Genomic DNA, 26,761 nt, shown 5'->3' with positions numbered 1-26,761 from the left:
GACGAACGGGCGGGTATGCGCGACGATAGCCATGGCGATCGACGCTCCTCTCTTCGAGACGGACATGGTCACGGTCGCCAAGCGGCCGGCACGGGTCCGGGAAGAGGTCACTTCGGGGCGAATCTGTGATGGGCCACGGCCCGAGGGCCGGGCAGTCTCCTGATGAGGTCACCGAGGTGGGCCGGACGGTGTCGGCCGCACCGACCCGGGCGGACAATTCAACGGGAAGACACCGCAAGCGGGCCAATTGCTTCGAGAGTCACACCCGGTTCGATACGACCGACATCCATCCTGACCGGCCAGTCCCAGACCAGCCAGATCCAGACTCACAGAGTGCCTCGGTCGGCCCGTTGCTGGTGCCGGGTCGTTCGAAGTAGGCGAGCACGTCGGCGGCTCGCTTCTTCAGGGTCCGGCCCAGGGTGGTGAGCTCGGTGAGCACCTTGGGGACGCCGGCGCTGAGGTCGGTGATCAGCTTCTCCATGAGCTCGCGGCCACGTTGCCGGTCCTCGTGGCGATAGGCGGCGATCATCCGCTGGTAGACACCCCAGGTCGCCTCGACCTCGACGTGAGCGTCATCAACGAACAGCGCGCGTAGCCTGTCGCTCTGCTTGTCGGTGAACAGGTCCGCGCCGGTGTGCAGCGTGCGCCGCGACTTGTAGAGCGGATCGTCCCTGAACCCACGGTGCCCGTGGATCGCGAGTTGGACCCGGCGCCGGCACCTGTCGAGGGCGTCACGGGCCAGGCGCACGACGTGGAAGGGATCCATCACCGTGACCGCGTCCGGGATCTCCTCCGCAGCGGCGGTCTTGAACCCGGTGAAGCCGTCCATCGCGACCACCTCGACCGCGTCACGGAAGGCGTCGTCGCGGTCGGCGAGCCAGGTCTTGAACGCCGCCTTCGACCGGCCCTCGACCATGTCCAGCAGGCGGGCCGGGCCGGTGCCGGCCCGCAGCGGGGTGAGGTCGATGATCACGGTGACGTACTTGTCGCCACGCCTGGTGTGGCGCCAGACGTGCTCATCGACGCCAATGACCTTCACGCCCTCGAACCGCGTGGGGTCGTTGATCAGCAGCCGCTTGCCTTCGGCCAGGACCGCGTTGTTGGCGGTGTCCCACGCGACCCCGAGTCCCTCGGCGACACGGGCGACGGTGAGGTGTGCGACCACGATCCCTTCCAGCGCCCACCGCAGCCCGGTGCGCGAGAGCTTCGCGCGTGGCTCCGCCGCGGCGCTGGTGTCTTGGCGCCACACGTGTCCGCAGTCGGCACAGCGGTAGCGGCGCACTACAACTTCCAGCACGGTCGGTCGCCAGCCCAGCGGCTCGTGGGCCAACCGCCGGATCACGGTGTCACGAGCGGCGCCTTCGCTGCCGCACCGTCGGCACCACTGATCTGGTTCCACCACGCGGCACGCGAGGACCGCACGATCCGGTTCAAGTCGTTGCCCGATCACGCTCAGACCGAGGCCGTCGAGTCGAGCGAAGGCGGTCAGGTCAGGGCGGCCGAAGCCGGCCGGCGGGGTAGCGTCGGACACGTCGAGGTCTTTCGGATGGATGGCGTAGGAACCTCCATCGTCGGGAGACCTCGACGTCTATCTGCGGACCGACTCGGCGGGGCGCGATCGTCTCGTGCGTTGGCGGACTACGGGAGCTTGGACGCGAGGACGTCGGCCGCCAGGATCTCGGGTGCTGCGCCGAGGAGGTGCTGGTTGGCCATCAGGGCTGCGACGATGGCGCCGTTGGCGTGGGCGTCGCGAGCGGCCTCGTCGGGGAATGCATCGAAGATCCAGAAGGTGTCGGCGTGGGTCCTAGCCGCGAACCAGACAATCGTTCCTACTTCTTCGTTGGCGAGTGCGACAGCGCCGGCGAGCAGATCGGCGAGCGCGTCGTGCTGTCCATCGGCCGCGACGATCTTGGCGATGAAGGCATACGGAAGTGGTGCGGGTGTGGACATGAGGGGTTCTCCTTGAAGTCGGGGTTCTTCGTGGGGCGAGTTCAGCATATGACGAGCGAGGGCCGATGGGGAGTGGCGTATACGGCAGTGTTGCTATTATTCACGCCATGCGTATCGGACTGATCGCGATCGACGGCTGCTTCGGTTCGGCGGTCGCGTCGGTCATCGACATCGTGCGGGTGGCCGACGGAGCCCGCGGCGATGTCGACCCGCGGATCGACCCGATCGAACTCGCCATCCTCGGACCGAAACGGCGAGTGACCACGACGGCATCGATGACCCTGTCGGTGGACCACCCGCTGTCGGAGTCCGGAGAGTTCGACGTGGTCGTCGTCCCTGCGCTTGGAACCCTCACGGCCGCCGCGACCCACGACGCCCTCCAGAGCCGAGATGCTCGTTCGGTCATCGCCTCACTCGGGCGCCTCGACGACGCGACCACCCGGATCGCCGCGGCGTGCACCGGCGTGTTCGCCGTCGCCGAGACCGGACGGATGCATCATCGGCGGGCGACGACCAGCTGGTTCCTGGGGCCGGAGTTCCTGAAGCGCTATCCGACCGTCGCCCTCGATCTCGACACCATGGTCGTGGTCGACGGGAACCTCGTCACCGCCGGCGCCGCCTTCGCCCACATCGACCTCGCGCTCTCACTCGTGCGATCGATCAGCCCCGACCTGGCCCAACATGTCGCCAAGCTCCTCATCATCGACGAGCGCCCGTCGCAGGCGGCTTTCGTCGCCTACGAACATCTCCGGCACGAGGACCCGATCGTGGTCGAGTTCGAACGCTTCGTGCGCGCCCGCCTGGACGAACCGTTCAACGTCGCCTTCGTCGCGCAGTCGCTCGGCACCAGCCGGCGCACCCTCGAACGACGAGTCCGTGCGGCGCTCGACCTCACTCCGCTCGGCTTCGTCCAACGGCTTCGCACCGAACGAGCTCGGCACCTCTCAGCAACCACGGACCTCACCTCCGCCGAGATCGCGCTACGGGTCGGCTACGCGAACGCCGAGACTCTGCGCTCCCTCCTGCGCAGGGAGCGACGCCGTTCCTGACCTATCGCCATGCCTGTAGCTTGTGTCCTAGCGCTCGGTTGGAACTACCTCTCAGCACGTCGCGTCGACGCTCCTGCGTCGCCCCTGGACTACCCACTCGACACGCCCGCAGCACAGCCCATGTGACGTGCCCCGGCTTCCCGGACGGTCGGGGTTGGGTGGCTGTGATGTCGCTGCGTTCTCGTCGAGAGGGTCAGCAGACCCGATCAGAGCCGATTGGGATGCGCCGCGAAGGCGGTTAGGTCAGGGCGGCCGAAGCCGGCCGGCGGGGTAGCGTCGGACACGTCGAGGTCTTTCGGATGGATGGCGTAGGAACCTCCATCGTCGGGAGACCTCGACGTCTATCTGCGGACCGACGCGCCCGGCCGACCTACACCCTCATCTGGGAAGAGCCATCAAAGTGAGAGCCCGGAAGAGGCCCTGTGGACTTTGGCTCCCTCGTCCGACAAGGAATCAGGTGCCTCCTTGACAATTACAGCGTTTTGCTGTTTAAGCAACTTTCCGTCAAAAATACTTTGCGCAACATGCATGCTTGCAATTACAGCAGTTGTACGTGTGCAAATGGACCATTTCGGATCGAGAGAATGAGAGCCCGATCTTCTGGATCGCTGCAGCGTGGGCCAAGTGCGCCCATCACAAGGTCGGAGACGAAGTTTGCCGCTCTTGCAAAACGTCTCGCTCAGCAGACCTGCGGTGATCTTTGACAATGGACGACGAGCCGCTGGGACTGCGTGAGCTGAAGAAGCAGATGACGAGGGAAGCCATCGCGGCAGCAGCCTTGAAGCTCACGCTCGACAAGGGACTCAGCGATGTCACCATCGACGAGATCGCGCGCGAGGCGTTCGTCTCGCCGCGCACCGTCTCCAACTACTTCCCCTCCAAAGAGGAAGCCGTGCTGGCGGCCGGGAGCATCGGAGCCGAGCAGATCCTCGACGAATGTGACGGCAGCCGGTCCGATGAGCCTCCGCTGAAGGTGCTCTGTGAGCAGCTCAGCGAGTACGCCAGGGAGTATCCCGACCACCTGCGACGCGCCTCACAGCTCGCCCAGCTCGAGGAGGAGAATCCCTCGCTGCGGCCCTACCGGATCGCGCAGCAGGTGGAGCTGGTGCAGCTGCTGAGTGAGAGGATCGCCGTGCACACCTGCACCGACGTCAGCACAGACCTCTATCCTTCGCTCGCCGCTTCCGGCGCGGTCTCGGCCATGGTCACCTCGCTCGCTCTCTGGGCGCGCAACGATCTCCCAGATGAGAGGCTTCCGACCATGATCGAGGATGCCTTCAGCATCTTGATCGGTGGCTACCCGCATCCCCCGGCCGAAGCGGACAAATCGCGGCCAGCAGACGACTGATCCCGACCGCCATCGAGGCAGACACCCACCCCTCCCCCACCTGGGTACATGATCGTGAACACGAAAAGGCCCAGCCCCGCGCTGGTGGAGAAGATTCCACCGGCACGGAACCGGGCCTTTCTCAGCTGAAGGCCTGAGCCTTCATCGCTGGTGCGCTGAGCGGCGGCTCAGCGTTGAATCACTGAGCCAGGACGAAGGCTGCCTCGAGATCGATCGAGACCTTGTCGCCGACGAGCACGCCGCCGGCCTCCAGGGCTGCGTTCCAGGTCAGGCCGAACTCCTTGCGGGAGATCACGGTGTTGGCGGAGAAGCCTGCGCGGGTCATGCCGAAGGGATCCACGGCCTGGCCGCCGAACTCGACCTCGAAGGTGACCGGCTTGGTGACGCCGCGGATGCTCAGGTCGCCGGTGATCTCGAACTCTTCACCGCTGGCGGTGATGTTGTTCGCCACGAAGGTCAGCTCGGGGTGCTTCTCGGAGTCCAGGAAGTCCTCGCCGCGGACGTGAGCGTCGCGGTCGGGGCTCTTGGAGTTGAAGGACACGGCCTTGACGCGGGCGTCAACGGTCGCCACATCGCCCTCTGAGACGACGAGGGTGGCCTCTGCCTCCTCGAAGACGGCCCGCACCTTGGAGATGCCGGCGTGGCGCACGGTCATGCCGATCTCGGAGTGTGAAGAGTCAAGATTCCAGGTGCCAGGGGTGAGGTTCGCCATGAATAGGTCTCCTAAAGATTGCGGCCTGGCGCCGAGCGCGCAGGGCCATCGTTGTTGGTCGAAGGTGTCAACAGCAGTCTGCCTCATTTTATTTCAAAACTGAAGCAAGACGGTCGGAATGTCATCCGGAGGTCCGTTTCACCATAGCCGTCTGCAGCACCACTGGGTCCACGCTGTCCCCCTGCATCAGCTGCAGCAGCAGATCTACGGCGCGGCCGGCCAGTTCCCCCACGGGGTTGATCACGGTGGTCAGCGGCGGCCGGGTCAGCTGCGCGGCGTGGGTGTCGTCGAACCCGACCACTGCGATCTGTTCGGGCACGGAGATCCCGCGCGACTGCACCTCGTGCATGGCGGCGACTGCCATCAGATCCGAGGCCACGAAGACGGCGTCGAGATCTGGTGCGCGCTCCAGGAGCCGCTCCATCGCCACCGCGCCGGAGGCGGAGGTGAAGTCGCCGAATTCGACCAGGCCCGAATCCAGGCCGGCGCGCTGCAGCGCAGCAGTCCATCCCGCCAGTCGATCCGAGCCCGCCGCCATGTCCTGCGGACCCGCAATGGTGGCCAGCCGGCGTCGTCCCTGGCTGATCAGGTGCTCTGCCGCGAGCGCGGCACCGGAGTTGTTGTCCACATCCACCCAGGGGATGCCGACGTCCCCGGCATAGGGGCGGCCCACATAGACCGCAGGCAGCTTGGTCTCGTGGATCACATCGGAGAGGTCATCATCACGGTGATGCGAGACGATGATCGCTCCGTCGGTATAGCCGCCGCGCAGATATCGCTCGATCTTCTGCCGGCCACCGGGCTGGCCCATGGCCAGCAGCACCTGCACCGGGGAATCCGCCAGCCGCTGGGTGATCGAGGCGAGCATTGCGGCGAAGAACGGATCCGCGAAGACCCGATCCTCGGCCTCCGGCACGACGACGGCGATCGAATCGACCTCCTGGTTCACCAGCGAGCGCGCCGCCCGGTTCGGCCGGTAGCCGAGCTCGGTCACCGCGGCCTCCACCGCGATCCGGGACTGCGCTCGCACGCGGGGGTCCAGATTCACCGCTCGGGAGGCGGTGGCTCGGGAAACCCCGGCCCGGGCCGCCACATCCTCCAGAGTCGGCAGTCGCCGAGCCGGCATCGGGTCCCCCTTTCTCGGATGCGATCACCACCGCCTTGTGGCGTATTCGCTCAGTCCACCACACCCGTGGCCGCCACCTGTGCGTACCAGTGCGCGGAGGCCTTCGGGGTGCGCGCCAGCGTATCGTAATCCACCCGCACGATCCCGAACCGACGGTCATAGCCGAACGCCCATTCGAAATTGTCCAGCAGCGACCACACGAAGTACCCGCGCACATCCGCGCCGGCCTCCTTCGCCCGATGCACCGCGTGCAGGTGCTCTCGGATGTAGCTGAGCCGCTCATCGTCCTGCACGAAGCCCGCCGGATCCGGCGCATCCGGGTAGGCCGCGCCGTTCTCCGTGACATAGAGCGCCACCCCGGCGCCACCGGTGTACTCCCGATGCAGCCGCAGCAGCAGGTCATGCAGGCCCTGCGGGAAGACCTCCCAGCCCATCGAGGTGGCGGGCAGCCCGCGCGGCACCGAGGTCACATGCTCGGAGCCGACATTCGGGTTCGGCGCACCCTGGGCCCGCGCGGCCGCAGCGGCCTGGGCCGCCCGCTCCGGCTCCACCCCGGTCAGCAGCTCCCCGGTGTAGAAGTTCACCCCCAGCACGTCGATGGGGGTCGAAATGATCTTGAGGTCCCCCGGCTGGACCAGCCCCTCGCGCCAGAGCCCGGCCTGGTCTTCGAGGACGTCCTCCGGGTAGGCCCCGTCGAAGATCGCCCCGGCGAAAAACCGGTTGAAGCTGCCGTCGAGGCGCCGTGCGGCATCCACATCTCCGGGGGACGCCGGATCCGCCGGACGGTAGTCGGTGAAGTTCAGCGTGAGTCCCAGCTCCAGCTCCGGGTCACGACGACGCAGCTGCGCCACCGCGAGCCCATGCCCGAGCAGCAGGTGGTGCGCCGCGGCGAGCGCGTCCTCAGGGGAGGTCCGCCCGGGTGCGTGGTGTCCGTTGGCGTAGCCCAGGAAGGCCGCGCACCAGGGCTCGTTCAGCGTGGTCCAGTGCCGGACCCGGTCGCCGAGCGCCTCGTGCAGCACCACCGCATAGTCGGCGAAGAGCTCCGCGGTCCGCCGGTTCGCCCAGCCTCCCGCATCCTCCAGCGCCTGGGGCAGATCCCAGTGGTACTGCGTGAGCCAGGGCAGGATCCCGGCGGCGAGCAGCTCGTCGACGAGGTCGGAGTAGAACTGCAGCCCTTCCGGGTTCACCGTGACGCCGTCGGGCATCACCCGGGACCAGCTGACCGAGAACCGGTAGACCTTGAGGTTCAGCCGCTTCATCAGCGCCACATCCTCGCGGAAGCGATGGAAGTGGTCGCAGGCGACATCCCCGGTGTCCCCGGCGTGGACCTTCCCGGGAGTGTGGGCGAAGGTGTCCCATACCGAGGGGGCGCGCCCACCCTCTGCTGCGGCTCCCTCCACCTGGTAGGCGGCGGTGGCGGAGCCGAAGAGGAAATCGGCGGGGAACTCCAGGGTGCGCGGTGCGCTGATGGCCTGGGTGGCTAGGTCAGAACTCATTGTTTGACGGCTCCTTGCATGATTCCGGACACGAGCTGACGGCCCGCGAAGATGAACAGGATGAGCAGCGGCACGGTGGCCATGGTGGCCCCGGCCAGCACCAGCGAGTAGTCCACGAAGTGCGCCGCCTGCAGCTGCTGCAGCGCCACAGGCAGGGTGGGGTTCTGCGGACCGAGCACGATGAACGGCCAGAAGAAGTTCGTCCAGTTCAGGACGAAGGTGAAGAGGAACAGCATGGCCGCCGCCGGCTTCGCGGCCGGCATCGCCACGTGCCAGAAGGTGCGGATCATCGAGCATCCGTCCACGGTGGCGGCCTCGATGAGCTCATCGGGGATCGCCTGGCGCAGGTACTGGGTCATCCAGAACACTCCGAAGGCTGTGACCAGGCCCGGCACGATCACCGCCTGGAGCTCTCCGATCCAGCCGAGCGTCGCCATCACCTGGTAGAGCGGGACCACCCCGAGCTGGGTGGGAATCGCCATGGTGGCGATCACGAACACCAGCAGCGGCACGGCTCCCTTGAACCGCAGCTTCGCGAAGGCGTAGCCGGCCAGGGTCGAGAAGAAGACCACCGAGACCGCGGTCACGGTGGACACGATGATCGAGTTCATCGTGGCGCGCCAGAAGGGCACGGTGTCGATCACCGAGGTCGCGTTCTCCAGGAAGTTCCCACCCGGCAGCAGCGGGAAGGAGTCCCGGGAGAGGATCGTGGAGTCGTGGCTGCCGATCAGGAACGACCACCACAGCGGGAACATGCTGCCCAGGATCACCGCGGCCAGGCAGCCGTAGACGATCCACCCCGGACCACGGCCGGGACCCCCGGAACCTCCGCGGCGTCGCCGGGCCCCGGGTCGGGATCCGGCCCCGGAGCCGGACCTGTCGCGACCGAACGGATCGTCGTCGTTCTTGGCAGCGGTTGCCGGTCCCGTGCGCGGGATGATCGGCAGCGGCTTCTCTTCGAGCGCGCTCATCGCTTGGCCTCCGAGCTTGAGATGCGGCGGGTGATGACGAAGTTGACCAGCCCGATGGCCACGATCAGCAGGAACAGCAGCACCGCCACGGCGGAGGCGAGCCCGAAGTCGGACCGGGTCCAGCCCAGTTCGTAGAGGTACAGGGTCATGGTCTGCCACTGGCCGTCGGCGCCGCCGCGGCCGTACTGGTCGAACATCCGCGGCTCATCGAAGATCTGGAGTCCGCCGATGGTCGAGGTGATGATCACGAAGATGATCGTGGGGCGCAGATTCGGGATGGTCACCGAGATGAACTGCCGGACCTTGCCGGCTCCGTCGATCGCCGCCGCCTCGTAGAGGTCCCGCGGCACCGCCTGCATGGCGGCCAGGAAGATCAGCGCGTTGTAGCCGGTCCAGCGGAAGTTCACCATGGTGGCGATGGCCAGGTGGCTCGGGAGCACATCCGAGTGCCAGCCGATGGCGTCGATGCCTATGGCCTGCAGCGTCGAGTTCACCAGCCCGTAGCGGTCGCCGAAGAGGTTCGAGAAGATCAGCGCCACGGCCACCGGAGTGACCACGTAGGGCACGAGCACGCCCATGCGCCAGAAGGTCTTGGCGCGCAGGTTGTAGTCGAGCAGGTAGGCGATCAGGATCGCGACCACCACCTGCGGGGCCGAGGAGAGGATGAAGATCGAGAGCGTGTTGCGCAGCGAGACCCAGAAGGCCCGCTCGCCGAGGATGTGGGCGAAGTTCTCCATGCCGATGAACTCGCCCTGGCCCATGATCAGGTCCCAGTCATGGACCGCGACCCAGGCGGTGTAGATCAGCGGGAACAGGCCGACCACGGCGAAGAGCAGGAAGAACGGACTGATGTAGAGGTAGGGCGAGTACCGACGGTCCCAGGCCGAGGCCCGGTGCCGGAAGCTGATCCTCGGCTTCCGGCGACCGGTCCCGGTCGGTCCCGTCGGGCCGCCGCCACGAGGGCTCGTGACGGCGGCCTCAGCCCGGGCGGGGGCGACCATGATCAGCGCAGGGCTTCCATGTCGTTGACGAACTTCTCCCAGGAGGACTCCGGATCATCGGAGCCGTCGACGTCGACCCGGTTGATCGCGTCCTGGATCGCGACGTTGATCGTCAGGTAGTCGGTGCCCTTCAGCGGCTGGGTCTCCACGGCCTCGGCGCGTTCGGCCAGGATCTCTCCGGTCGGTGCATCGTTGAAGAACTCGTTGGTGGCCGAGAGCAGCTCCTCGGACTCCAGCGCGTCCACCGTGGACGGGAAGGCGTTGACCACCTCGAAGGCCTTCAGCTGCTGCTCCGGAGCGGTGAGCCACTTGGCCAGCTCTTTGGCCGCCTCGACGTTCTCGCCCTGGGATGGCACGGTCAGGTAGGACCCGCCCCAGTTGCCGCCGCCGCCCGGGAAGGTGTTGGCGATGTCCCAGCCCTCGACCTCCGCGGCGTTGCCCTCGATGATGCCCAGCATCCAGCCCGGGCACATCATGGTGGCGAAGGTCTCCTCGCGCTGGAAGGCATCCGCCCAGTCGCCGCTCCACTGGGTCAGCCCGGCGGAGAGCTCATTCTCCACGGAGGCCTCGAGCAGCTGGTCGTAGAGGTCCTTCACCTCAGGGTTCGTGTCGGCGATGATCTCGCCGCTCTCGTCCTGGAAGGGCACCTCGACCTGGTTGATCATGCCCTGCCAGATGTTGTCGGAGCCGGAGTACCAGGACGAGTCGGACGCGGCGACGAACTCCTCCCCGGCTGCGAAGTAGTCCTCCCAGGTGTCCCCGAGGAAGTCAGCGACCTCTTCCCGATCGGTGGGCAGCCCGGCCTCCTCGAACAGGTCAGCCCGGTAACAGACAGCCTGCGGGCCGCTGTCGGTGCCGTAGCCGATGAGGCTGCCGTCTTCGAGCAGCGCATCCTCGTGCTTCCAGTCCAGCCACCGGCCCTCGACCTCAGGGTCCGAGAGGTCCTCGAAGCGGTCCGGGTACTGCTTGAACTCGGCAAGCCAGTCCACCTCCAGCGGCTCGATGTCCGAGGCGCCCTGTCCGGCGCCGAGGCTGTTGCGCAGCGAGTCGCGGGCGTTCTCCGCGGTGTCGATCTTGTTGTGCTCGATGGTGACGTTGTCGTTGAGCTCTTCGTACTCCTCGAAGAGCTCCTCGTAGCCGAACTCGTTGAAGGTCGTCACGCTCAGGGTGACGTCCTCCCCCTCGGCCGCACCGCCGTTCTGGTCGTCGCCGTCGGCGGAACCGCCGCAGGCGGTCAGGCCCAGCGCCAGCACCGAGGTCAGTGCGACCCCCTGCAGGACCCGGGGGTGACGCCGCCGGCTGCGCGCCGACGTCGGGCGCCGGCCCGGATGGGCCGCTGCGGAGGCGTTGGTCTCCGCGTGATCAGTAGTCCTCATCACAGATGTCTCCTTAGAAGTGGGGTGCGAGCGGATCTCCGAGGCATCATATGAGAGCGCTCTCACGGTGAGAAGAAAGTAGCACCCTCGGTGGGAGTGTGGCAAGGGTCACAGTTCGCTCGGCTCGATCCCGGGCCTCTGGGGGTGCCAGGTGAACCGCACAGGCCGGAGGTGAGACAGTAGACTCAGGACAACTTGCCCACCTCACGACGCAGCCATGCAGAGGCCGGGCACACATTCATCAGTAGAAGGAGGTGCCGGTGGGACTGTTAGACAACCTTGAACGCGGCATCGAAAAGGCCGTCCGCGGTGCCTTCTCAGGACGAGGAGGGAGTCTCGGACCCGTGGAGATCGCCACCGCCGTACGCCGGCATATGGACCGAGAGTCCAAGACCATCGCTGAGGGGCAGCACCTGGCGCCGAACCTGTACAAGATCCGACTCGCCGCTGAGGACTTCACCGAAGCCAAGAAGTACGGCGTCGCCCTGGCCGAGGAGCTCTGCGAGGAGATCCTGCGCCACGCCGAATCCCAGGGATACACGCTGCTGGGTCCGGTGAAGGCGACCTTCGTGAAGAACACCGAGCTCAAGCGCGGTCAGCTGAGCATCGAGTCACGCACCGACAAGGACCCGCAGTCCGGACCCGTCGCGCCTCAGCAGTCCTCCCCGGCCGCCGGTCCCAGCGCCGGTGTACCGCTTCCGTCCACGATGGCCCAGCCCACGGTCACCCCGCGGCCGCCCGCGCCGGCTCCTGCGCCGTCCGCGCAGCCCTCGGCGAGCCTGGAGTATGAGGAGCAGACCTACCCGCTGCGCCCGGACTCCACCGTGATCGGACGCTCCACCTCTGCGGACGTCACGGTCCCCGACACCGGGGTCTCGCGCAAGCATCTGGAGCTCTTCCGCTCCGGCGGCGCCTGGTACGCCCGTGATCTGGGCTCCACCAACGGCTCCTACGTGGACGGCGAGCAGCTCACCAGCGACTCGCCGAAGGTCCAGCTCATCGACGGCGCCCTGATCTCGCTCGGCAACGCGCGCCTGCGCTTCCGCCAGGGCTGAAGGACGCCTACACATGAGTGAACTTGCCGTCACGGTGCTGCAGTTCGGGGTGCTGCTGCTGCTCTGGATCCTGATCCTCTCGATCATCGCGGCGCAGGGCCGGGACATGACCATCTCCAAGCGGTCCCGGGCGCGGGCAGCCGCTCCGCACCCCGCGCCCGCTCAGCGCAGCGGACCGCCCGCCCCCGCGGGCACCGGTCATTCCGGTCCCACCCAGCGTCCTCGACCGCGGCGACTGCTGGTCAGCGAGGGACCGCTGGCCGGAACCGAGCTTCCGCTGGGCTCCGCCTCGATCATGATGGGCCGGGCGCAGGAGTGCACCCTGGTCCTGGATGACGACTACGCCTCGGGCAAGCACGCTCGGCTCTTCCCGCAGGGATCACGCTGGTTCCTTGAGGATCTGGGCTCGACCAACGGCACCTGGCTCGGTGACGAGCAGCTCACCCGGGCCTCCACCGTGGAGCCCGGGGACCGCATCCGCATCGGCAAGACCGTCCTGGAGCTGAGGACCTAGCCCGTGGCTCTGGTATTCCGCTTCGCAGCGCGCTCCGACACCGGTGCCGTGCGCTCCAAGAACGACGACTCCGGCTACGCGGGGCGCTATTTCGCCGTGGTCGCGGACGGCATGGGCGGCCACGCCGGTGGCGACGTCGCCTCAGCCTCCACGGTGCTGGACCTGGCACACCTGGACACGCGCGGTTTCGCCGACCCCGACACGGTCCTGCCGGATGAGATCCAGACCGCGAACTCCTTCCTGAACAAGCTGGTCAAGGCCAACCCGAAGCTCGCCGGCATGGGCACCACCATCACCTCCCTGCTGATCACCGCGGACCGGCTGCAGTTCGCCCATATCGGTGACTCCCGGGCCTACCGACTCAAGCGTGGACGCTTCCGGCAGGTCAGCAAGGACCACACCTTCGTGCAGCGACTGGTGGACGAAGGCCGGCTGGATCCCGACCAGGCCGAGTACCACCCGCACAAGAACGTGCTGATGCGCGTGCTCGGCGACGTCGACGCCTCCCCCGAGCTGGACATCACCTCGTTTCCGCTGGAGGCCGGCGAGCGCTGGCTGCTGTGCTCCGACGGGCTCAACGCAGTGGTCTCCGAACGACTGATCGAGCAGAAGCTGCGCTCCACCCAGACCCTGGAATCCATCGTCGATGACCTGGTCGATCTCACCCTCGGCGGGGGCGCTCCGGACAATGTCACGGTGATCTGCCTCGAGGTCGTGGAGGCCGACGAGGCCGCCCTGGCGCCCAGCGATGAGCTGCCGCTGAGCGAGGCCGCCGTGGCCGCCGCCAGCTCCAACTACGGCGGGGCCGACGCGACCATCGAGCTCGACGTGGTCCCGGTGGTCAACTCCGAGGCGTTCTCCGACCACGACGACGAGGACTCGCTCTCCCCGCTCTCCGCGGCGATGCTGCGCAAGAAGCTCGGCGCACGCCCGCACCTGCTCGTCGGTGCAGCCAACAAGGCCGCCGAGACCGGCACGATCCCGGTGGTCGCCCGCAACGTGGATGAGCACCCGATGGCCTCCCTGCTCACCGGCCAGCCGCTGCGCCCCGTGCGCCACACCTACTCCGAGTTGCTCGAAGAGCACCCCCACGACCCGTCCGTGACCGGTCGGGGGCCCCAGGAGGCGGGCGACGCCGGCGCCGCGGACGCCGTCCCGGCCGCCGCAGGCTCCGCAGGTTCCGCAGGTCTGGCAGGGGCGACCATCGACGTGGGGCAGTCCGCGGACTTCCCGGATGCGGACCTCCCTGACGCTTCCCCCGGGCAGACCTCCAGCGACTCGCCGTCCTCCCCCGATTCACCGTCGTCCGGCGACTCCGGGCCGCACCGCGCCGGCGCAGGCCTCGCGGAGGACCCCGAGAGCCTCGAGGAGGAGCAGCTGGTCCTCGATGAGGAGGAGCTCGACGCGCTGGAGACCACGCGCCGCCGCAGCTCCTGGTTCCTCCCCACCTTCGTGGCGCTGCTGGCAGTGCTGGTCGCCGTCATCACCTTCCTCGGCTATGTCTGGACCCAGACCCAGTACTACGTGGGCGAGGACGAGGGTGAGGTCGCCATCTTCAGCGGCGTCTCCCAGTCCCTGGGCCCGATCCGGCTCTCCGAGGTCGACGAGCACTCCGAGATCTCAGTCGAGGACCTCACCACGTACCACCGCGAACGGGTCGAGGGGGGCATCGCCGCCGACGACCGCGATCATGCCGAACACATCCTGAACCAGCTGCGCGCGATGGTCGACTCCACTGCCGACCCGCAGGAGCCCGGCACCGAGGACGCGGCGGGCGAGGATGGGGCCGAGGAGCCCACCGACGCCCCGGCCGATGAACCAGCCCAGGACCAGCCAGCCGAGAATCAGGGAGGTGACCAGTGAACGCAGCAGCACAACAGGTGTACAAGCCCCGCCGGAACCTCGAGCTGGCGCTGCTCCTGATGGCCCTCACCGTGGCAGTGGGCTCCCAGTTCCTGGTGGCGCTCGCCCTGGACGAACCGATCACCACCGACTACTACGTGGAAGGCGCCGTCTTCGCCGGTCTGGTCCTTGCGTTCCACGTGGTGCTGCGACTGCGTGCGAAGTACGCGGACCCCTTCATCCTGCCGATCGTGGTGACGCTCAACGGGCTCGGCATCGCGATGATCCATCGGCTCGACTTCACCCCCTCGTTCTCCGGGGTGGCGGATCGGCAGCTGATGTGGACCGGGGTCTCCATCGTGGCCGCCATCGTGCTGCTGTGGCTGCTCCGGGACCATCGTCGACTCCGGCAGCTGACCTACATCTCTCTGGCCGTCAGCGTCGTGCTGCTGTTCCTGCCGATCGTGCCCGGACTGGGCCAGGAGCTGAACGGGGCGAGGATCTGGGTCACGCTCGGACCGGCCTCCTTCCAGCCCAGTGAGATCGCCAAGATCACCCTGGCAGTCTTCTTCGCCGGGTTCCTGGCCAACAACCGCGACCTGATCCTGTTGGCGGGCCGCAAGGTCGGCCCGGTGACCTTCCCTCGACTCCGCGACCTCGCCCCGATGTTCATCGCCTGGATCATCGCCATCGGCGTGCTGGTGGTGCAGAACGACCTCGGCAACGCGCTGATGTTCTTCGGCCTCTTCGTCGCGGTCATCTACGTGGCCACCTCGCGGTTCTCCTGGATCGCCATCGGCTCGGTCTTCATGCTCATCGGCGCCGCCCTGGCCTACCAGTTCGTCGGGCACTTCCGCGACCGTGTCGAGATCTGGCTCAACGCCTTCGACCAGGACATCTACGAACGCACCTTCGGCGGCTCCTACCAGGTGGTGCAGGGCCTCTTCGGGCTCGCCCACGGCGGACTCGTCGGCACCGGGCTGGGCTCGGGCAACCCGAACATGGTCTCGCTGGCGAACTCAGACATGATCATCGCGGCCTTCGGCGAGGAGCTCGGCTTCATCGGGCTCTCCGCGATGCTGCTGCTCTACCTGCTGCTCTTCAGCCGGTATATGCGCGCCGGACTGGGCACCCGCGACACCTTCGGCAAGCTGCTGGCGGTCGGCCTCGCCGTCGTGCTGGTGCTGCAGGTCTTCGTCGTCGTCGGCGGGCTCACCCGGGTGATCCCGATGACCGGCCTGGCCACACCCTTCCTCGCCGCGGGCGGCTCCGCGCTGCTGGCGAACTGGCTGATCGTCGCGGTGCTGCTGCTGATCTCCCACTCGGCGCGACAGCCGGTCATCGTGGGCCCGATGGTCAACGCGACCGGAGAGTCCTCCTCCGGCATCGAGTCCAGGCTGCAGCACTCGGACGGGCCGGGAGCCCGCGAGAGCGCGGTGCACCGGCACAGTGCGCACCGGCACCACCACGACGACGACGAGACCCGCCTGAACCACACTCCAGCTGACCAGCAGGCCCCGGCCGACCAGGGAGGGACGAAATGAACAACGCCATCCGTCACACCTGGGTCGTCTCGGTCGGCCTGTTCATCACGCTGTTCGTCGCGCTGTCCATCATTCAGGTGGCCATGACCGACGAGCTCAACGCCAACCCCAACAACGTCCGCCAGGTCTATGAGGACCGCGGCGCACCGCGCGGGGCGATCACCGTGGACGGCACCGCCATCGCGGAATCGATCCCCTCGGAGAACTCCAGCTTCGACTACCAGCGCGTCTACAACGAACCCGAGCTCTACTCCGGGATCACCGGCACCTACTCCATCGCGGCCAATCCCACCGGGCTCGAAGGCACCCTGAACGAGTACCTCTCCGGCCAGTCCGACAGCCAGTTCTTCGACCGGATCGCCTCGGTCTTCACCGGCGACACGACGGACGGCGGCCAGGTCGAGCTGACCCTGGACTCCGAGCTGCAGCAGCTTGCCTACGACCAGATCCCCGACGGCACTCGCGGCAGCATCATCGTCACCGAGATCGCCACCGGCGACATCAAGGCCATGGCCGCCAAGCCCAGCTACGACAACAACCTTCTCGCGGTCCAGGACTCCACCGAACTGGTGCAGAACCAGGAGCAGCTGGAGACCGACCCGGACCTGCGCTATACCTCGCGGGCGATCTCCAGCACCCTCGCGCCGGGCTCGGTCTTCAAGCTCGTGGACCTGGTCGCGATGCTGGAGTCCGATGACTACGAGTCCGACACGATCTTGGACAACCCGAACTCGATCACCCTGCCGGACTCGAACACCCAGCTGGAGAACTTCGATCGCGGCATCTGCGGCCAGCGACCGCAGGCCGAGCTCTCCTGGATCGTGGCGCAGTCCTGCAACACGCCCTTCGCCGAGGCCGCCATGGACCTCGGGCAGGGACCCATCCAGGACAGCGCGGAGGCCTTCGGGTTCAACTCCGAGGACCTGGGCATCCCGCTGCGCGTGGAGACCTCGAACTTCCCCGAGGACCTCTCCGACGCCGCCCTGGCCCAGTCCTCCATCGGCCAGTTCGACGTCACCTCGACGCCGCTGCAAATGAACATGGTCGCGGCCGCGATCGCCAATGACGGCACGCTCATGAAGCCGAACCTGGTCGACGCCATCCGCGGCTCTGACCTGCAGCTGCTCGAAACCTCTGAGCCTGAGACGCTCTCCGAGGTGACCTCGGAAGAGGTGGCCGATGAGATCACCGAGATGATGATCGGCGTGGTGGAGTCCGGCACGGCCACCCGTGCGCAGACGCAGAGCTTTCAGGTCGCGGCCAAGACCGGCACGGCCGAGGTCGGCGACACCGGAGAGGTCAACTCCTGGATCACCGGGTTCGCGCCTGCCGATGATCCGCAGTACGCGGTCACCGTGGCCTATGAGCGGATCGACTTCGACACCGGATCCTCGCTCACCGCACCCCAGATGCTGACGATGCTCGAGGCGGCGATCGAATGAGGCCCGTGGTCGGCATCCTGATGGGTGAGCGCTACCAGCTCACCGAACGCATCGCCATCGGCGGCATGGGCGAGGTCTGGAAGGCCTCTGACCAGGTGCTCGGACGTACTGTGGCGATCAAGATCCTCAAAGAGGAGTACACCGGGGATGAGGCGTTCCTGCGCCGATTCCGCGCCGAGGCGCGGCATACCGCGCTGCTGAATCACCCCGGCATCGCTGACATCTATGACTACGGCGAGCAGTCCGGCTCCGGCTACCTCGTCATGGAGCTGGTCCCGGGGCGCCCGCTCTCGGTCCTGCTCGAGACCGACAAGACGCTGTCCTGGGAGAAGACCCTCTCGATCATCGCCCAGACCGGCCGGGCCCTGCAGGTCGCCCATGATCAGGGCCTGGTCCACCGCGACGTCAAGCCCGGAAACCTGCTGATCACCCCCACCCGGCGGGTGAAGATCACCGACTTCGGCATCGCCCGGCTGGCCGACCAGGTGCCGCTGACCGCCACCGGACAGGTCATGGGCACCGTCCAGTACCTCTCTCCGGAGCAGGCCACCGGTCAGCACGCCACCGGATCCTCGGACATCTACGCGCTGGGCATCATCGGCTATGAGGCCCTGGTGGGACACCGCCCGTTCACCGGGGAGTCGCAGATCGCGATCGCCCTCAAGCAGGTCAACGAGCCGCCCCCGGCACTGCCGGACAGCGTCCCTGAAGGGGTGCGCGCGCTGATCATGTCGATGCTGGAGAAGGACCCCGGCAAGCGACCGCTGACCGCGACCAAGCTCGCTGAGGCGGCCGACGCCCTGCTGCGCCATGACACCGAATCCGCGCTGAAGGCGGTTCCGGCCATGGCTGCGCACATGGACGGCGCCGAGCCTGACGCGGACGCGACCACCGCGATCCCTCGGGCCGACACCACCCCGACCGCCGTCGTGCCGGGTGCCGGCCGGGCGCCCTCGGCGCGCACCCCGGAGCAGCCGGCCCAGGCGTCCGACCAGACCGCCCAGTATGGAGCCGCTCCCGCCGGGGCCCGCGGCGCCCACCCGCGCCCCAGCGCGCGCAACGACACCCCCGAGTCCGGGGCGCAGAAGGAGCAGCGCCGACTCCACGGAGGTCGCCGGTGGTACTGGCCGCTCATCGCGCTGCTGGTGCTGGTCCTCCTGGCCCTGATCGGCTCGTGGTTCTTCCCTCAGCTCGGCGGCAGCGGCGGCGAGGACGAGCCCACGCCGACCCCGACCGTCACCGAGACCTTCACCCAGGGCACCGAGGTCGTGGAGATCAGCGAGGGCGACTTCCTCGGACTCTCCCTGGACGAGGCCACCGCACGCCTGCAGGAGGCGGGGCTCGAGGTCCAGTCCGAGGCCGTCGCCTCGGGCCAGCCCGCAGGGGTGGTCACCGGCATCACGCCGACTGGCAGCGTCCCGGTGGGGTCCACCGTCACGGTGCTCTACTCCGCCGGAGCCGGGAACCCCGCGCCCCAGGACCAGGCTCCCGGCACCCAGGACGGCGGGCAGCAAGACGGTGGCCAGGGCGGCGGGTCGGGTCAGAACGGTGCCGAGCCGAACGACACCGGACAGGACGACGGCGGGCAGAACGACGGTGGACAGGACAGCACCGGCCAGAACGGCGACGGCGAGAATGGCACCGGGCAGGACGACACCGGGCAGCAGGACCAGCAGGAACCTGCTCCGGCCACCTCCCCTGCCCCCACTCCCTCACCCGAGACCCCGGATGAGGCGCAGGATGATCCCGAGGCGACCGAGGCGGAGCCCAGTGACGCCGCCGACGACGCAGCACCGCAGGACGACCAGGCCGGTGGCGAATCCGGCCCGGAGAGCACCGGGGATCCGAACCGGGCTGGCTTCTCAGCCGAGGATGGGCCAGGATCGGAGACAGGAACCGAGATATGACCGAGACTGCAGAGCGCGTCCTCAATAACCGATACCGGATCACGTCGCTGATCGGCCGCGGCGGGATGGCCGATGTCTACCTCGGCCATGACCTCACCCTGGACCGTAAGGTCGCGGTCAAGATGCTGCGCCCCGACCTGGCCCGTGACCCTCAGTTCCAGGGTCGCTTCCGCCGCGAGGGCCAGTCCTCTGCCTCGCTGAACCATCCCAACATCGTCGCCGTCTATGACTCCGGCCGCGCCCAGGTCGAAGACCAGGCTCACCACGAGATCAAGACCCCGTTCATCGTGATGGAGTACGTCGACGGGGTCACCCTGCGGCACATCCTGCACGGCACCCCCCGGATCACCGACACCGCCGACGTCGACGACGAGCAGACCCGGATCGCCGGCGAGTCCAACACCCATGCGCCGACCGACGAGACCGACGACGACGTCCTGGCCCTGGGAGACACCGGCCGGGTCCACGACGGCGAGGATCACCTCCCCGCTGCGCAGGTCGGCGCGCAGCTGCAGTCGAAGATCGACCAGGCGCTGAACACCCCGCTCTCCGAGCGGGAGACCGCCGGCTACATGCACGGGATCCTCGGCGCCCTGGGATACAGCCACGAGAAGGGCATCGTCCACCGCGACATCAAGCCCTCCAACGTGATGGTCTCTCAGAGCGGGCAGATCAAGGTCATGGACTTCGGCATCGCCCGAGCCCTGGCCGACTCCGCCTCCACCATGACCCAGACCTCTGCGGTGGTGGGCACCGCGCAGTACCTCTCGCCCGAACAGGCGCGCGGCGAAGTGGTCGACCACCGTTCGGATCTCTACTCGGCCGGCTGCGTGCTCTTCGAGCTGCTCACCAATCGTCCGCCGTTCCAGGGTGAGTCTCCCGTCTCCGTGGCCTACCAGCACGTCCGCGAGGAAGCGCCGCTGGTCAGTGACTTCAACCACCGGGTCAGCCCGGCGATGGAGTCCGTGGTGGGCAAGGCCCTCACCAAGGACCCCGCGTATCGGTTCCAGACCGCTGAGGAGTTCAACCAGGCCATCCAGAAGGCGCTGATCGGGATCGGCGTGGACGACGACGACCACCCCACCGCCGCGATGGCGGCCATCGGGGGACGTCAGGACTTCAACCAGGTCCTCGCCGCCGGCGCCGTCCCACAGTCTCCGCAGCTCTCGGCCCGCACCCCCGAGGACCCGGACCTCTACCAGGGCTATGACCAGCCCCAGGAGCGGCCGCGGCGTCGTCGTGGGGGCCTCATCCTGATCTGGACCCTGCTGATCCTTGCGCTGGCCGGCGGAGGCACCTGGGCGCTGATGAGCATGCTCGACAACCCAGAGGTCTCGATCCCCGATGTGACCGGGCTGACCGAGGACGAGGCGCTCGAGGAGCTGAACGCGGCGAACTTGAACCCGACGGTGGAGACCGAGTCCCATCCGGAGATCGACGAGGACCTCGCGATCCGCACCGACCCCGAGGCGGAGACCACGGTGGAGCCCGACAGCGCCGTGGTGCTCTACATCTCCACCGGCGCCGAGAGCGTGCGCGTCCCGGACGGCCTGCAGGGCTCCTCGGAGGACGAGGTGCGCGAGGCGCTCGAAGAGGTGGGCCTGGAGGTCGGCGAGATCAGCCAGGAGAACCACCCCAGCATCGAAGCCGACACGCTGATCAGCACCGACCCCGATTCCGGCTCCTCGGTGGCGCCCGGATCCGAGGTGGACCTGGTGCTCTCCACCGGTCTGGTGACCATGCCGGGAGTCTTCGAGCGCAGCATCACCGAGGCGCAGACGACTCTGGAGATCCTCGGACTCAACGTGACCACCGTCGAGGACGAGCGCACCGACTACGCCGAAGGCACCGTGGTGGGTCAGCGAGTGGGTGGTTCCTCGGTGGTCGCCGGGGACAACATCCCGCAGGGCTCCACAGTGACCCTCGTCGTCGCGGTCGCCCCGGAGCAGGCACCCGCACCGGCGCCCGACACCGATGACGACGCCGCCCCCGAGCCCCCGAGCGAAGAGCCCGAGGAGTCCCCCAGTGAGGACGCCGAGGAGTCGCCGGGCACCGGTGGAGAGGATGCCACGGAGGAGAGCACGGATGAAGCCTCCGAGGCACCCGAGGAATCGCCTGAGCCGGAGGAGTCCCCGGAGGCCAACAGCGGCTCCACCGGTGACGCTCCGCAAGACTCAGAGGAATCCCCCGCGAATTCCGGCGGGAACAGCGGCGGCGGCGGCGGAAACAACGGGAGCACCGGCGACGGCAACCGCGGCGGCGGCAACACCGGCGGCGACGGCAACCGCGGCGGCGGCAACACCGGCGGCGGCGGCAACAGCAACGGCGGAGGCAGCGGCGACTGAGCTGCCGTTCGACCCGGACCACCGCGCGGCATCGAGCTGCGCAGCACCCCAGGAATGAGATGAAATAATCAGCGCCATGTCCAGACTCCCCTCATCACCGCGCACCGTCGCCTCGGCCCTGGGATCGGTCGGCTCCGTGCTCATCGGCCGTGCCGCCCGCACCGTGACGAAGCTGCGCGGGGGTGGTGGCTCGGCCTTCCCTGGTCTCGTCGTGGAGAAGCTGGACCCGCATTTCCTCGCCCGCACGCTGCACCGGCTGCCCCGCGGCGTCATCGTGGTCTCCGGGACCAACGGCAAGACCACCACCACCAAGATGGTCGTGGAGCTGCTGCAGGGCCAGGGCCTGAAGGTCTTCACCAACCGCAGCGGGTCCAACTTCACCCGCGGCGTCGTCGCCTCGATCCTCGAAGAGGTCCGGCTCTCCGGCAAGCTCGACGCCGATATCGCGGTGCTCGAGCTCGATGAGGCCCACGCGGTGCACTTCGTCAAGGCCGTGCGCCCGAACCACAGCCTGCTGCTCAACGTGATGCGCGATCAGCTGGACCGTTTCGGTGAGATCGACACCACCGCCGGGATGCTGCGCACCATCGCCCAGCACACCGTCGAGGCCGTGGTCCTCAACCGCGAGGACCCCAGGGTCCGGGCCATCGCCCAGACCCTGGGCACCCAGCAGGTCGACTACTTCGGGCTCAGCGAGTCGCTGCGCAGCCACTTCCCCAGCGACGATGACTTCCACTCGGCGCCCGCGAGCGCGGCGGATCATCCGCACGCCGACGTGGTCTTGGAACAGCTGATCGAGGGTGGGGGCCGGTTCACGGTGGACGGCGAGTCCGTGACCACCTCGCTGACCGTCAACGGCGCCTACAACACCTTCAACGCAGCGGCCGCGATGGCGGTGGTCCGCCAGGCGCTGGGCGACGCCGTGGACGCCCCGGCGCTCATCGATTCGCTCTCAAAGGTCTCCCCCGCCTTCGGACGCGGCGAGAGCCTCACCGTCCAGGGCCGTCCGCTGGACCTTGTCCTGGTGAAGAACCCCTCCGGCTTCCGGCTTGGACTGAGCTCCTTCGCCCCCGGCGGCGTTGCCACGATGATCGCGATCAACGACAACTACGCCGACGGCCGGGACATGAGCTGGCTCTGGGACGTGGAGTTCGCCTCCCTCGCCGAGGAGGGGGTGCGGATGATCTCCGGAGTCCGCGCCTACGACATGGCGCTGCGACTCAAATACGACGACGTGGACTTCGATGCGGTGGAACCCGACCTGAAGCTTGCGCTCACCCGCTTCCTGCAGGAGAACCCCGACCAGCCGGCTCGGATCTTCTGCACCTACACCGCCATGCTCGCACTGCGTAAGCTGCTGGGCGCCTATACCGAAGTGGAGGCCTTCTGATGGCCGAGCCCAGACCCATCCATGTGCTGCAGCTCTATCCCCGGGACATGAACATCTACGGGGACTTCGGCAACGCGCTGGTGCTCCAGCGCCGCCTGCAGTGGCGCGGCTACGAACCGATCCTGCACAGCTACGACCCGGAGGATGAGTTCCCGGAACAGGTGGACATCGTCATCGGCGGCGGCGGTCAGGACAGCGGCCAGGACAAGATCCAGCAGGACCTGCTGCGCATCGGCGAGAAGCTGCACACCCTGGCAAACTCAGGCACCCCGATGCTGATGATCTGCGGGCTCTACCAGCTCTTCGGCCATTCCTTCCGCACCCGGGAGGGCCGCGAGATCAAGGGCGTGGGCATCCTCGACCTGCGGACCGAGGGCACCGACACCCGGCTGATCGGCAATGTGGTGGCCGAGTCCAAGGAGTTCGGCGAGATCCTCGGCTACGAGAACCACTCGGGACAGACCTACCTCGGTCCCGGGGTCCAGCCGCTGGCCCGGGTCACCAAGGGCGCGGGCAACAACGCCAAGGATGCCCACGAAGGGGCGCGTTGGAAGAACATCGTGGGCAGCTATCTGCATGGCTCGCTGCTGCCGAAGAACCCGGCGATCGCAGACTTCCTGATCGCCAAGGCCGTGGAGAACCGCTTCGACGAGCCCATCGCCGCGCAGATCGATCCCTCCGGGGCGAATCAGCCCATCGAGGAGCTGACCAGACAGGCCCGGGCGACGGCGACGCGGCGGCCTCGCTGACCGGTCCGGGTCCACCAGGTCTCGCGCCGCTTCGGCGTCAGGCCCGCGTCAGGCGGGCTTCAGCTTCTGGGCAAGCATCACGATGATCCCGCTGGGACCGCGGATGTAGCTGAGCCTTCAGCGGTCCTCATAGGTCGCCACCCCGCGCAAGGGGTGGCAGCCGTGCTGCGCCGCGATCTCCAGGGAACGATCGATGTCCTCCACGGAGAAGGCGACGCGATGCATGCCGATCGCGTGGGGCAGCGCGGGCTCGGGATGGATCGGCTCGGGATGGATGTGCTCGAAGAGCTCGATCCGGCCGTGGCCGTCCGGAGTCTGCAGCATCGCCACCTTGGTGTGGCTGCCGTCGAGGCCGACCACCTCGTCCACCCAGTCACCGCTGACCGTGTCGCGTCCCAGAAGCTCCAGTCCGAGATCCGTGAAGAAGGCGATCGTGGCCTCGAGATCTCGCACAGCGATGCCGACGTTGTCGATTCGGATGCTCATGGGGCCACGCTAGCGAGCGTGGACGCTCGATCCCAGACTTCGCGGGTCTACTTCCAGCGCATGGTCATGAAGAACCCGACCATGGCTATGCTGAAGCCGATGATGATGTTCCAGCCCCCGGCGCCGGGCACCGGAGCGGCGCCCTGGGTGATGTAATACACGATCAGCCAGAGCAGACCCAGGATCATCAGGCCGATCATGGTCGCCCGGTACCAGAGCGGCAGGGAGTCGTCCTCCAGGCCCAGGTCCTTGAGCTCCTTGGGATCGGCGTCGTTCAACGGAGACTTCTTCGTCTCGGTCTTACCGCGCGTCCTGCGGTTCTTGCGTTGCTTGGACTCAGCCACGTCGGTTCGGTCCCCTCTGGATCTGACACGGATCTCGGTTCGGTATCATGGGTGCACGGTCGTGCGCCTGGATGGTCACGGCCGTGGTCTGCGTGCCATTCTACCGTTTGGGTGTGATGGTCGCCCCACCCAGCCTTCGGAGGATTCATGTCGGGACACCGCGGCCGCGGCGCAGGCGCCCGGATACTCGGTGTCACAGGTGAGCTGCTGGTCACTCTGGGCGTGCTGGGACTGCTCTTCGTGGTGTGGGAGGTCTGGTGGACCGGGCTCGACGCCGACCGCGGAGCCCGGGACATCGAGGATGAGTTCCACACCCGTCTCGAACAGCTGGACACCGACACTGACCAGACGGAGCAGCAGGAGCCGGCGCAGTCCCAGGAGGACTGTCAGCAGCTTCCCAACGGCGAGTATGCCGCCTGCCCGGAGAACATGGCCGCCGTGGAATCCGGCGCCATGGCCGTGATCTATGCGCCCGCCATCGGCGCCGACTGGTCCGCGCCCGTGCGCTCCGGGGTCGATGACGAGACGCTCAACACCGGCGGGCTCGGACACTATCCCGACACCCAGCTGCCCGGCGAGCCGGGGAACTTCGCCGTCGCCGGACACCGGCTCACCTATGGCGACGTCCTGCGTGACCAGGACCGGCTCACCCCCGGGGACGAGGTCTACGTCGAATCTCCCGACGGCTACTACACCTATGAGGTCTATGAGACCCATGTGGTGATGCCCCAGGACTCCGAGGTGATCCTGCCGGTCCCAGGAGAACCAGAGGCCGAGGCTGACCGATCCCTGCTCACCCTGACCACGTGTCACCCGCTCTTCTCCAACCGCGAGCGGCTGATCACCCACGCCGAGCTCGTCGACTTCACACCGCTGAGCGGCGAGGCCCCGACCGCCCTGGCCCAGAGAGGATCCTGAGATGTACGCCTGGCTCTTCCGCTCGCTCCCCGGCCCGCTGGTGGTGCAGATCCTGCTCGCCCTGGTCATCGTGGCCGGCATCGTGCTGCTCCTGATGCAGTTCGTCTTCCCCTGGCTGAGCCAGTACAGCCCGCTGAACGACTCCACCCTTGAATCGATGACCTTCCCGGCGCTGGGCCGGGTCGAAGGGACCCCCGCATGAGTGACACCCCCGCCCGCATCCTCGTCATCGACAACTACGACAGCTTCGTCTACACCCTGGTCGGGTACCTGCGCGAGCTCGGGGCCGAGGCGACCGTGATCCGCAATGACGACCTCTCGGTGGAGGACGCCAAGAAGCTCGCGGCGGAGCACGACGGCGTGCTCATCTCCCCCGGTCCCGGCACCCCTGGCGAAGCGGGCGTCTCGGTGGAGCTGATCCGCTGGTGCGCGGAGGCCCAGGAGCCGATGCTCGGAGTCTGCCTGGGACACCAGGGACTGGGTGAGGCCTTCGGCGCGACAGTCACCCACGCCGAACAGCTGATGCACGGCAAGACCTCCCCGGTGACCCATACCGGGCACGCCTCCTTCGCGGGACTGCCGGAGACGTTCGTGGCGACCCGGTACCACTCACTGACCGTGGCACCGGAGACCATCCCGGCGGTGCTCGAGGTGACCGCTCGCACCGAGGACGGGGTCATCATGGGCCTGGCCCACCGCACGGCGCCGCTCTGGGGCATGCAGTATCACCCGGAGTCGGTGCTCACCGAGGGCGGCTACCGGATGCTCGGCAACTGGCTCGAGACCATGGGGCAGACCGGTGCGGCGGAGAAGGCCGCGAAGCTCAACCCCATCCGCTGACCCCCGTTAGCTTCTAAGGACACCGTTTCTCCGGCAGGATAAGTGGTGTTGGCCGGTCCGGTCTCTGGGCATGATCGTTTACCCCCAGTCACCCCATGATCCGGGGGGTGTTGTCACCCAGAGGCTGGTCGCGGCGGAGCATGGATCGCTGATAGAGGCACGACGCCCCGGCGCAGGATGACAGCGTTGAGGGCTTGTTTTCTAACGTGGATGCCGAGCATGACCCGCCCACCGACTGCCCTGAACTGTTCTGGGTTCGGACTGGATGACTGACCGCCGCAGGCGCCCTGCCCGCAGCGGTGACCAGCTTCTGAAAAACGACAGGAGAAGCTCGTGGCCTGGGAGCATCAGGACTT

At 67.6% G+C, this 26,761-nt stretch carries 22 protein-coding genes and 2 pseudogenes; 14 read left to right on the top strand and 10 right to left on the bottom strand.

Features of this window, described 5'->3' with window-relative positions; genetic code table 11:
• Nucleotides 1–331: 331 nt before the first annotated feature.
• Nucleotides 332–1,531: pseudogene (locus BCL67_RS13580) on the bottom strand (ISL3-like element ISPfr2 family transposase); the annotation flags it as partial.
• 107 nt (nt 1,532–1,638) lie between these two features.
• Entirely contained in the window at nt 1,639–1,950 is a 312-nt protein-coding gene (locus BCL67_RS13575) for a putative quinol monooxygenase (protein ID WP_106123965.1), read from the bottom strand.
• Between the two features lie 107 nt (nt 1,951–2,057).
• Between BCL67_RS13575 and BCL67_RS13570 the strand changes: the two genes are divergently transcribed.
• On the top strand, nt 2,058–2,999 hold the full coding sequence (locus BCL67_RS13570; RefSeq protein WP_106123964.1) for a GlxA family transcriptional regulator: 942 nt from the start codon (nt 2,058–2,060) through the stop codon (nt 2,997–2,999).
• Between the two features lie 706 nt (nt 3,000–3,705).
• Nucleotides 3,706–4,347: a TetR/AcrR family transcriptional regulator gene (locus BCL67_RS13565; protein ID WP_106123963.1), complete on the top strand. Its 642-nt coding sequence runs from the start codon at nt 3,706–3,708 to the stop codon at nt 4,345–4,347.
• Between the two features lie 178 nt (nt 4,348–4,525).
• Here BCL67_RS13565 and BCL67_RS13560 read toward each other — a convergent pair whose 3' ends face one another.
• From BCL67_RS13560 to BCL67_RS13535, 6 genes are all read right to left on the bottom strand, one after another.
• A complete protein-coding gene (locus tag BCL67_RS13560) occupies nt 4,526–5,059 on the bottom strand; it encodes a YceI family protein (RefSeq protein WP_106123962.1) in 534 nt (177 codons plus the stop codon).
• Between the two features lie 121 nt (nt 5,060–5,180).
• The gene (locus tag BCL67_RS13555; RefSeq protein WP_106123961.1) at nt 5,181–6,185 is read right to left on the bottom strand and encodes a LacI family DNA-binding transcriptional regulator; all 1,005 of its coding nucleotides are present in this window, start codon (nt 6,183–6,185) and stop codon (nt 5,181–5,183) included.
• A gap of 50 nt (nt 6,186–6,235) precedes the next feature.
• Nucleotides 6,236–7,681, bottom strand: a complete 1,446-nt coding sequence (locus BCL67_RS13550) for a GH1 family beta-glucosidase (RefSeq protein WP_106123960.1) — start codon at nt 7,679–7,681, stop codon at nt 6,236–6,238.
• The gene (locus tag BCL67_RS13545) at nt 7,678–8,652 is read right to left on the bottom strand and encodes a carbohydrate ABC transporter permease (protein ID WP_106123959.1); all 975 of its coding nucleotides are present in this window, start codon (nt 8,650–8,652) and stop codon (nt 7,678–7,680) included. Before BCL67_RS13545 ends, BCL67_RS13550 begins: the two co-directional genes overlap by 4 nt.
• A complete protein-coding gene (locus BCL67_RS13540) occupies nt 8,649–9,653 on the bottom strand; it encodes a carbohydrate ABC transporter permease (RefSeq protein ID WP_106123958.1) in 1,005 nt (334 codons plus the stop codon). The genes BCL67_RS13545 and BCL67_RS13540 overlap by 4 nt, the downstream gene beginning before the upstream one ends.
• A 2-nt stretch (nt 9,654–9,655) precedes the next feature.
• Nucleotides 9,656–11,029: an ABC transporter substrate-binding protein gene (locus tag BCL67_RS13535; protein WP_106123957.1), complete on the bottom strand. Its 1,374-nt coding sequence runs from the start codon at nt 11,027–11,029 to the stop codon at nt 9,656–9,658.
• 260 nt (nt 11,030–11,289) lie between these two features.
• On the opposite strand from BCL67_RS13535, the gene BCL67_RS13530 reads away from it, so the two are divergent.
• The 9 genes from BCL67_RS13530 (at nt 11,290) to BCL67_RS13490 (ending at nt 23,817) form a co-directional block, all read left to right on the top strand.
• Complete coding sequence (locus BCL67_RS13530) at nt 11,290–12,084, top strand: FhaA domain-containing protein (protein ID WP_106123956.1); 795 nt, start codon at nt 11,290–11,292, stop codon at nt 12,082–12,084.
• A 13-nt stretch (nt 12,085–12,097) separates the two neighbouring features.
• Nucleotides 12,098–12,598, top strand: a complete 501-nt coding sequence (locus BCL67_RS13525) for an FHA domain-containing protein FhaB/FipA (protein ID WP_106123955.1) — start codon at nt 12,098–12,100, stop codon at nt 12,596–12,598.
• A gap of 3 nt (nt 12,599–12,601) precedes the next feature.
• Entirely contained in the window at nt 12,602–14,461 is a 1,860-nt protein-coding gene (locus BCL67_RS13520; RefSeq protein ID WP_106123954.1) for a PP2C family protein-serine/threonine phosphatase, read from the top strand.
• A complete protein-coding gene (locus tag BCL67_RS13515) occupies nt 14,458–15,984 on the top strand; it encodes an FtsW/RodA/SpoVE family cell cycle protein (RefSeq protein WP_308738008.1) in 1,527 nt (508 codons plus the stop codon). Before BCL67_RS13520 ends, BCL67_RS13515 begins: the two co-directional genes overlap by 4 nt.
• Nucleotides 15,981–17,426, top strand: coding sequence for a penicillin-binding transpeptidase domain-containing protein (locus BCL67_RS13510; protein WP_106123953.1), 1,446 nt, complete (start codon nt 15,981–15,983; stop codon nt 17,424–17,426). Before BCL67_RS13515 ends, BCL67_RS13510 begins: the two co-directional genes overlap by 4 nt.
• On the top strand, nt 17,423–19,333 hold the full coding sequence (locus tag BCL67_RS13505) for a protein kinase domain-containing protein (RefSeq protein WP_106123952.1): 1,911 nt from the start codon (nt 17,423–17,425) through the stop codon (nt 19,331–19,333). Before BCL67_RS13510 ends, BCL67_RS13505 begins: the two co-directional genes overlap by 4 nt.
• Nucleotides 19,330–21,678, top strand: coding sequence for a protein kinase domain-containing protein (locus BCL67_RS13500; RefSeq protein WP_106123951.1), 2,349 nt, complete (start codon nt 19,330–19,332; stop codon nt 21,676–21,678). Before BCL67_RS13505 ends, BCL67_RS13500 begins: the two co-directional genes overlap by 4 nt.
• 76 nt (nt 21,679–21,754) lie before the next feature.
• Nucleotides 21,755–23,068 carry a Mur ligase family protein gene (locus BCL67_RS13495; RefSeq protein ID WP_106123950.1) on the top strand — a complete coding sequence of 438 codons (1,314 nt, stop codon included), beginning with the start codon at nt 21,755–21,757 and terminating at the stop codon, nt 23,066–23,068.
• Nucleotides 23,068–23,817 carry a type 1 glutamine amidotransferase gene (locus BCL67_RS13490; protein WP_106123949.1) on the top strand — a complete coding sequence of 250 codons (750 nt, stop codon included), beginning with the start codon at nt 23,068–23,070 and terminating at the stop codon, nt 23,815–23,817. The genes BCL67_RS13495 and BCL67_RS13490 overlap by 1 nt, the downstream gene beginning before the upstream one ends.
• A gap of 48 nt (nt 23,818–23,865) precedes the next feature.
• On the opposite strand, the pseudogene BCL67_RS13485 reads toward BCL67_RS13490, so the two are convergent.
• Together BCL67_RS13485 and BCL67_RS13480 are read right to left on the bottom strand one after the other, a co-directional pair.
• A pseudogene (locus BCL67_RS13485) lies at nt 23,866–24,303 on the bottom strand (VOC family protein).
• Nucleotides 24,304–24,350: 47 nt separating this feature from the next.
• Complete coding sequence (locus BCL67_RS13480; RefSeq protein ID WP_106123947.1) at nt 24,351–24,647, bottom strand: cell division protein CrgA; 297 nt, start codon at nt 24,645–24,647, stop codon at nt 24,351–24,353.
• A gap of 147 nt (nt 24,648–24,794) precedes the next feature.
• Here BCL67_RS13480 and BCL67_RS13475 point away from each other — a divergent pair, with 147 nt between their 5' ends.
• Genes BCL67_RS13475 through BCL67_RS13465 form a run of 3 tightly spaced genes read left to right on the top strand, consistent with a single transcriptional unit; the run spans nt 24,795 to nt 26,405 of the window.
• Entirely contained in the window at nt 24,795–25,565 is a 771-nt protein-coding gene (locus BCL67_RS13475) for a class E sortase (RefSeq protein WP_106123946.1), read from the top strand.
• 1 nt (nt 25,566) lies between these two features.
• Nucleotides 25,567–25,767 carry a hypothetical protein gene (locus BCL67_RS13470; RefSeq protein WP_106123945.1) on the top strand — a complete coding sequence of 67 codons (201 nt, stop codon included), beginning with the start codon at nt 25,567–25,569 and terminating at the stop codon, nt 25,765–25,767.
• The gene (locus tag BCL67_RS13465) at nt 25,764–26,405 is read left to right on the top strand and encodes an aminodeoxychorismate/anthranilate synthase component II (RefSeq protein WP_106123944.1); all 642 of its coding nucleotides are present in this window, start codon (nt 25,764–25,766) and stop codon (nt 26,403–26,405) included. Before BCL67_RS13470 ends, BCL67_RS13465 begins: the two co-directional genes overlap by 4 nt.
• Nucleotides 26,406–26,761 lie beyond the last annotated feature (356 nt).

The organism is Nesterenkonia sandarakina (assembly GCF_003003175.1).
Taxonomy (GTDB): domain Bacteria; phylum Actinomycetota; class Actinomycetes; order Actinomycetales; family Micrococcaceae; genus Nesterenkonia; species Nesterenkonia sandarakina_A.
The sequence above is the reverse complement of the archived record's forward strand: the minus strand, read 5'-3'. Positions and strand labels throughout refer to the sequence as shown.